At 64.8% G+C, this 7,274-nt stretch carries 6 protein-coding genes; 5 read left to right on the forward strand and 1 reads right to left on the reverse strand.

From position 1 onward, the window contains the following. Positions 1–58: 58 nt before the first annotated feature. Positions 59–1,069 (reverse strand): aldo/keto reductase, encoded by a 1,011-nt coding sequence (locus tag L979_RS03795; RefSeq protein ID WP_081993726.1) that lies wholly within the window; start codon positions 1,067–1,069, stop codon positions 59–61. 327 nt (positions 1,070–1,396) lie between these two features. On the opposite strand from L979_RS03795, the gene rpsO reads away from it, so the two are divergent. The 5 genes from rpsO to L979_RS03820 form a co-directional block, all read left to right on the forward strand. Then, entirely contained in the window at positions 1,397–1,666 is a 270-nt protein-coding gene (rpsO, locus tag L979_RS03800) for a 30S ribosomal protein S15 (protein WP_047689423.1), read from the forward strand. 378 nt (positions 1,667–2,044) lie between these two features. Further along, positions 2,045–4,312 carry a polyribonucleotide nucleotidyltransferase gene (locus tag L979_RS03805; RefSeq protein ID WP_047689425.1) on the forward strand — a complete coding sequence of 756 codons (2,268 nt, stop codon included), beginning with the start codon at positions 2,045–2,047 and terminating at the stop codon, positions 4,310–4,312. 200 nt (positions 4,313–4,512) lie between these two features. Further along, a complete protein-coding gene (locus L979_RS03810; RefSeq protein WP_047689428.1) occupies positions 4,513–5,925 on the forward strand; it encodes a pitrilysin family protein in 1,413 nt (470 codons plus the stop codon). A gap of 24 nt (positions 5,926–5,949) precedes the next feature. After that, positions 5,950–6,726, forward strand: coding sequence for a 4-hydroxy-tetrahydrodipicolinate reductase (dapB, locus tag L979_RS03815; protein ID WP_047689430.1), 777 nt, complete (start codon positions 5,950–5,952; stop codon positions 6,724–6,726). Then, positions 6,723–7,274 (forward strand): hypothetical protein (locus L979_RS03820; RefSeq protein WP_052209445.1); only part of this gene is annotated, 552 nt, incomplete at its 3' end. The genes dapB and L979_RS03820, both read left to right, overlap by 4 nt.

Genomic DNA, 7,274 nt, shown 5'->3' on the forward strand with positions numbered 1-7,274 from the left:
ACCGGTTGCTCGGTGCGCCGCCGTCGTACGTGGTCAGGGGAGTGGTTCCTGGCGTGGGTCAGAGCTCCTCGTGCTCCCAGGGGTCGAGTCCGGAGGCCGAGAGGCCGGTGTGCAACAGCTTGATGCGGTGCATCTGTTCTGCACTGAGTTCCCAGCCGAAGACGTCCAGGTTCTCCGCCATGCGTCCGGGCTTGGAGGTCTTGGGGATGGGCACCACGCCGTTCTGGATGTGCCAGCGCAAGATGACCTGGGCGGGGGTGCGTCCCTGATCTGCGGCGATCTCCTGGATCCATTCGTGGTTGATGACCTTGGAATCGTGACCCAGCGGAGCCCAGGCCTCCACCAGAACCCGGTGACCATGGTGATGGGCGCGCAGGGCTTCCTGCTGGAACTGCGGCTGCAACTCCACCTGGTTGACCGCAGGAGCCTCACCCACCTTGGCAATCAGTTCATCCACCATCTCCGGGGTGAAGTTGGAAACACCCACCGAGCCGATCAGACCCTCCTCCCGCAACTCCAACATGGTCCGGAAGGACTCCACGTAGAGACCGCGCTGTGGATTGGGCCAGTGGATCAGGTAGAGGTCCACCTTCTCCAACTGGAGGCGCTGCAGGGATCCTTCCAAGGAACGCCGGACGGAATCCGTGCCGTGATCCCGGCCCGGGAGCTTGGTGGTGACGAACAGGTCCTCGCGCGGCAGCAGGGAGTCCTTGAGCGCGCGGCCCACACCGGATTCGTTCTGGTAATTGGCGGCGGTGTCGATCAGGCGGAACCCTGCGGTCAGGGCCTCGTACACCACACCCTCAGCCACTCCGTTGTCCATCCGGGCAGTGCCCAGGCCGATGGGAGGGATGGTGTTGCCGTCATGGAGGGTGTGCCGCCGGTCAGCCACCCCCACTTGGTCGGAGAGGTCCTTGTTGAACTCGTGATCGTCAAAGAAGTCCTCCTGCTTCTCTGCTTCCCGGCCTGCTTGGTCGATCTTCTCCTGGTCGTACTCGATCTCCGGCTCTTGGGCGGTGTTGGTGGCTGCCTTGCTCTGCGGTGCTGGCTCGTGCGTGGAGTGACTCATGGGATGCCTTCCGGTCGGTGCTGGGTGTCCTGACTACCATTCTGCCCATCAGTGAGCTGTCTCAAGCGTCGTCGACTCGACTTGGGCACGGGAAAATGCGTTGGACCGCCGGAATGGTGCACTTTCCCGTGCCCAGGTTTCTCCGACAGGCCACCCGGGTGACCCACGGCCCAAACAGCACCTGTGCCATGTTTGCTAGGATGGTCGGCGGTCCGCCTGCAGTCCGTGGTGGACGGACCCCCTGATGCTGGCTCACGCCATGCCATCAGGGACCCGGCATGAAGAATCGTGCCCGGGCCACACGGCACTGAACATTAGGAGTTCATCATGGCCCTTGACGCAGCCGTCAAGCAGGAAATCATCAAGGAATACGCGACTCACGAGGGTGACACCGGTTCTCCCGAGGTCCAGATCGCTGTTCTGTCCCGTCGCATCTCGGATCTCACCGAGCACCTGAAGATGCACAAGCACGACCACCACACCCGCCGCGGCCTGATGGCCCTGGTTGGTCGCCGTCGTCGCATGCTGACCTACCTGCGTGACACCGACATCACGCGCTACCGTGCGCTCATCGAGCGCCTCGGCCTGCGCCGCTGATCACCGTCTTGAGCCGAGGCGGGGTTCGGCCCGTTGAATCGGGTGGAACCCCGCCTCGAGCCCTACCTGGGCGCTGAGACTTCAGCGGCCCGCAGTGAATTCTCAGCCTCAAATCCGTGGCGAATCGCCACCAACCTGACAGGCTTGAGAGTGCACCACCTGTCATCGCCGTGAGGCGAGGACGCAGACGGCACCCGCCAGGGCGTCGTCGTGCAGCGCAGTGAGCCCGCAGAGACCCGAGTGGCGGTCCTCGACAGTGGCCTACGGAATCCCACGTTTTCACGCGGGGAGCGCCGTGGGCTTCGATCGATGGCCGAGCGCGGGAGACGTGGGAACTGCGCAAGAGACAAGTAACCCCACATGAAATGGAGGTGACCCGTGGAGGGTCCCGAGATTCAGTTCGCTGAGGCCGTCATTGACAACGGCCGCTACGGCAAGCGCGTTGTGCGTTTTGAAACCGGACTGCTGGCTCAGCAGGCTGCCGGTTCCACCCTGGTGTCCATCGACGACGACACCACCTTGCTGTCCACCACCGCGATCGGCAAGAAGCCCCGCGATGGTTTCGACTTCTTCCCGCTGACGGTGGACGTCGAGGAGCGGATGTACGCGGAGGGCCGTATCCCCGGCTCGTTCTTCCGCCGCGAAGGCCGCCCGTCCACGGACGCGATCCTGGCCTGCCGCCTGATCGACCGTCCGTTGCGCCCCGGCTTCGACAAGGGCATCCGTAACGAGGTCCAGGTGGTCGTGACCGTCCTGGCCATCGACCCGGACGAGATCTACAACACCGTGGCCATCAACGCCGCATCCATGTCCACCACCCTGTCCGGTGCCCCCTTCGGCGGCCCGGTCGGCGGCGTGCGACTGGCATTGATCGCCCAGGCCGACGGCACCCACCAGTGGGTCTGCTTCCCCAAGCACTCCCAGCTGGAGAACGCCGTGTTCGACATGGCCGTTGCCGGTCGCGTGGTGACTGCCGCAGATGGCACGGAAGACGTGGCCATCATGATGGTTGAGGCTGAAGCCACCGACAACTCCTGGGACCTGATCTCCTCCGGCGCCGTGGCGCCATCCGAGGACATCGTGGCCGAGGGCCTGGAGGCCTCCAAGCCGTTCATCAAGGCCCTGTGTGAGGCACAGTCGGATCTGAAGGCCCGCGCCGGCAAGCCCGCGATGGAGCTGCCGTACTTCGGTGGCCACGGCGACGACGTCGCTGCCGCCGTCAAGGACGCTGCAGGTGATCGCCTGGCAGAGGTCTACGCGATTGCCGGAAAGCAGGAGCGCGAGGACGCCACGGACCAACTGCACCAGTCCGTGCTGGCTGATCTGACCGGTGAGGGCAAGCCGTTCGCTGACCGCCTGAACGAGGTCAACGACGCCTACCAGAAGCTGACCAAGGAAACCGTGCGTCAGCGCATTCTGCGCGATGGCGTGCGCATTGACGGCCGTGGCCCCAAGGACATCCGAGAGCTGACCGCCATGGTGGAAATCCTGCCCCGCGTGCACGGTTCGGCGATCTTCCAGCGCGGTGAAACCCAGATCATGGGCGTGACCACGCTGAACATGCTCAAGCTGGAGCAGCAGATCGACTCCCTGTCCCCGGTGAAGTCCAAGCGGTACATGCACCACTACAACTTCCCGCCGTACTCCACCGGTGAGACTGGCCGTGTGGGCTCGCCCAAGCGCCGCGAAATCGGTCACGGCGCCTTGGCCGAGCGCGCCTTGGCTCCGGTGGTTCCTTCCCGCGAGGAGTTCCCGTACGCCATCCGCCAGGTTTCCGAGGCCTTGGGCTCCAACGGTTCCACCTCTATGGGTTCCGTGTGTGCCTCCACCCTGTCCATGCTCAACGCCGGTGTGCCGCTGCGCGCCCCGGTGGCGGGCATTGCCATGGGCCTGGTCACCGGCCAGGTTGACGGCAAGGACGCCCACGTGGCCCTGACCGACATCCTGGGTGCTGAAGACGCCCTGGGTGACATGGACTTCAAGGTGGCCGGCACCAAGGACTTTGTGACTGCCATCCAGCTGGACACCAAGCTGGACGGCATTCCCTCTGACGTTCTGGATGCCGCTCTGGGACAGGCCCGTGAGGCCCGCCTGGCCATCCTGGACGTGCTGAACGCCGCGATCGATGCCCCGGATGAGATGTCCGAGCACGCTCCGCGCATCATCACGGTCAACGTGCCCGTGTCCAAGATCGGTGAGGTCATCGGCCCCAAGGGCAAGATGATCAACCAGATCCAGGAGGACACCGGCGCTGACATCTCCATCGAGGACGACGGCACCGTCTACATCGGCGCCGTCGACGGCCCCTCGGCAGAAGCTGCCCGTTCGGCGATCAATGCGATCGCCAACCCGCAGGTTCCGGAGGTCGGCGAGCGCTACCTGGGAACCGTGGTCAAGACCACCACCTTTGGTGCGTTCGTGTCCCTGACCCCGGGCCGTGACGGCCTGCTGCACGTCACGGAGCTGCGCAAGCTCAACGATGGCAAGCGCGTCAACGAGGTCGAGGACGTCGTTTCCGTGGGCCAGCAGGTTCAGGTGGAGATCACCAAGGTGGATGACCGCGGCAAGCTGTCGCTGTCCCCGGTGGTTGCCGAGGACGAGTCCGCGGCCGCTGATGACAACGCTGAGGCCACTGAAGAGGCCTGAGTCGCACGTGCGCTGCTGATTCCCGGGCCCGTTGGGTCCTGTGGGTTCAGCAGCCACCGTGTTCCGCCGTCATCCCCGGTGTTCCCTGCGAACACCGGGGATGACGGCCATTGCGGGCGGTGCGCGCGCCGCGCGGTACCATCCCCACACCCCACACTGATTTTGCGCCTTGGCGCTGCACAGGAGCCACAAGTTCTCGTATGACGGTCGTTGACCTTCCCTTGCTTGCCGCCTCGGCACCGCTTCACTCGATTCCGCTCACCGCACCGGCTGGGTCCGGGCGTCATGAGGGCACGGAATCGTCTGCTGCCGGTGGCTTCACCCACGTGATCCACGACGGCGACGGCGGTGCCGTGGTCACCCGCACGGTGCTGCCCTGCGGCACCCGGATCTTGACGGAGTCCATGCCCGGGTTGCTTTCGGCAACTGTGGGCTTCTGGGTGGGTGTTGGCTCCCGTGACGAGGCCCCGGGGCACCTGGGCTCCACGCATTTCCTGGAGCACCTGTTGTTCAAGGGGACCGCCAAGCGCAATGCGTTGCAGATTGCAGAAGCCTTTGACCAGGTGGGTGGTGAGTCCAACGCCATCACCGCCAAGGAACACACGTGCTATTTTGCCCGGGTGCTCTCCGAGCAGCTGCCCATGGCGGTGGATGTTCTCACGGACATGGTGGCCGGAGCGGTCCTCGACCCGGACGAGCTGGAACGCGAGCGCGGGGTGATCCTGGAAGAACTGGCCATGGATCAGGACGATCCCACCGATGTTGCGTTTGAACACTTTGTGGAGCACGTCTTCCACGGCAACCCGCTGGCCCGTCCGATCGGTGGCACTCCGGAGGAAATCCTGGCAGTGCCCCGGGACCGGGTGTGGCAGCACTTCCAGGACCACTACCGACCCGGGGGCCTGGTGGTCACCGCTGCCGGTGGCTTGGATCATGAGGCCGTGGTGGAGATGGTGGTGCACTCCATGGCGGCGGCCGGGTGGGATGCCTACAAACCTGGCACCGCCCGTGCCCGGCGGACCCGTGGTTCCGTGGATGCCACCACGCCGCAGCCCCAGTGGGGCCGCCATGAGCTGCACCGTTCCGTGGAGCAGTCCAATGTGCTGGTGGGGCGCCCCGGACTGGTCTCCGGTGATGACCGCCGCTACCACATGACTGTGCTCAACGCCGCCCTGGGTGGTGGAATGTCCTCCCGCCTGTTCCAGGAGATCCGGGAGAAGCGCGGATTGGCCTACAACACCTTTTCTTTTGCCGGGTCTTACTCGGATGCCGGCTACTTCGGCATGTACGCCGGTTGCGCACCGGCCAAAACGGATCAGGTGCTGCAGTTGATGACCGATGAGCTCAACAAATTGGCTCACCACGGGATCAGCGACACTGAATTGACCAAGGTGGTGGGTCAATTGGCAGGCGGCACCGTCCTGGCGCTGGAGGACACCGGTTCCCGCATGTCCCGTTTGGGATCGGCAGAACTGACCACCGGGGAGTTCTACGACCTGGAAGAAACCCTGAACCGGGTGCGAGCCGTCACCCCCGACCACGTTCAAGCCCTGGCCCGAGAGCTGGCCCAGGGGCCCACCGTGGTGCAGATCGTGGCACCCCAACAAGACTGAGCAGCAAAGACTTCAGGAGAGATCATGAGCCAAGACAGCAGCGCAGCAAACCCCGTCAAGGTGGCCGTCCTGGGCGCCCACGGCCGGATGGGATCAGAGGCCGTCCGTGCCGTGGACAATGCCCGTGACACCCAACTGGTGGCCACCATTGACCACAACGACTCCCTGCAACAGCTGCTGGTTGCCGGTGCCCAGGTGGCCATTGACTTGACGGTGCCCACCGCCACGGAAGACAACGTCCGGTTCTGCGTGGAGAACGGCATCCACTGCGTGGTGGGAACCACCGGTTGGGATGAGAAGCGCTCGGCCCGGCTCACCGAGTTGTTGGAAGCACACCCCGGTGTTGGTGTGCTGATTGCCCCGAACTTCTCCATTGGTGCTGTGCTGGCCATGCGGTTCTCCGCCATTGCCGCCAAGTTCTTTGAGTCGGCGGAGATCATTGAACTGCACCACCCCAACAAGGTGGATGCCCCCTCCGGCACAGCGGCTCGGACCGCGGCGCTGGTGGGGGAGGCCCGCCGAGCCGCCGGCCTGGGGGCTTCCCCAGATGCCACGGAAACGGATCCCGACGGCGCCCGCGGGGCCAAGATCGACGACGTCAGCGTGCATTCCGTGCGCCTGCGCGGTCTGGTGGCACATCAGGAGACCTTGCTGGGCAACGAGGGGGAGATGCTGACCATCCGGCACGATTCCTTCGACCGGATCTCCTTCATGTCCGGGGTGCTGCTGGGCGTACGCAGCGTGGGAAGCAATCCGGGGCTGACTCACGGGTTGGAGAACTTCATGGACCTGGACGCGTGAGCCCCACCGACTCGGGCGATCCGCAGGACGCGGGGGCGTCGTCGGGAACGGGAAGTCTGGGTTCCCTGCGTGTGCTGGGCTGGGTGGTCCTGGGTGCGGCTCTGGTGACCCTGTGGCTGCTTCCGATCCCCACCACGGCCAAAATCACGGTCCTGGTGATCGCCGCCTTTGCCGGGGTGTTCACACTGCTGGAATCCACCAACCGGGGTAAAGCGTTGGCGGCTGCCATGGTGGCGTTGCTGGTCTTCTATCTGGCGCTGTCCCTGCAACGCGCGTGGATCCTGATGACCGCAGAAACGTGGGTCAGCAAGATCATGGGTGCGGCCCTGGTGCTGATCCCGGTACTGGGCATCTGGGCATTGATCCGTGAACTGTTGTTCGGGGTGCGGATCGAACAGCTCGGTCGGCAACTGGCAGCTGAAGGGGGACTTCCGGAGGACAACCTTCCACGTCACCCGTCAGGTCGAATCGTGCGGGAAGCAGCAGACGCCCAGTTCCCGCGGTGGCAGGCCGAGGTGGAAGCACAGCCGGAACAGTGGCGGGCCTGG

Origin of the sequence: Kocuria sp. ZOR0020, assembly GCF_000800955.1 — a bacterium.
Classification (GTDB): Bacteria; Actinomycetota; Actinomycetes; order Actinomycetales; family Micrococcaceae; genus Kocuria; species Kocuria subflava.

Bases quoted from the DNA above. Each gene is read 5' to 3' on its own strand.
- L979_RS03795 (WP_081993726.1), bottom strand. From the start codon at position 1,069: ATGAGTCACTCCACGCACGAGCCAGCACCGCAGAGCAAGGCAGCCACC.
- rpsO (WP_047689423.1), top strand. From the start codon at position 1,397: ATGGCCCTTGACGCAGCCGTCAAGCAGGAAATCATCAAGGAATACGCG.
- L979_RS03810 (WP_047689428.1), top strand. From the start codon at position 4,513: ATGACGGTCGTTGACCTTCCCTTGCTTGCCGCCTCGGCACCGCTTCAC.
- dapB (WP_047689430.1), top strand. From the start codon at position 5,950: ATGAGCCAAGACAGCAGCGCAGCAAACCCCGTCAAGGTGGCCGTCCTG.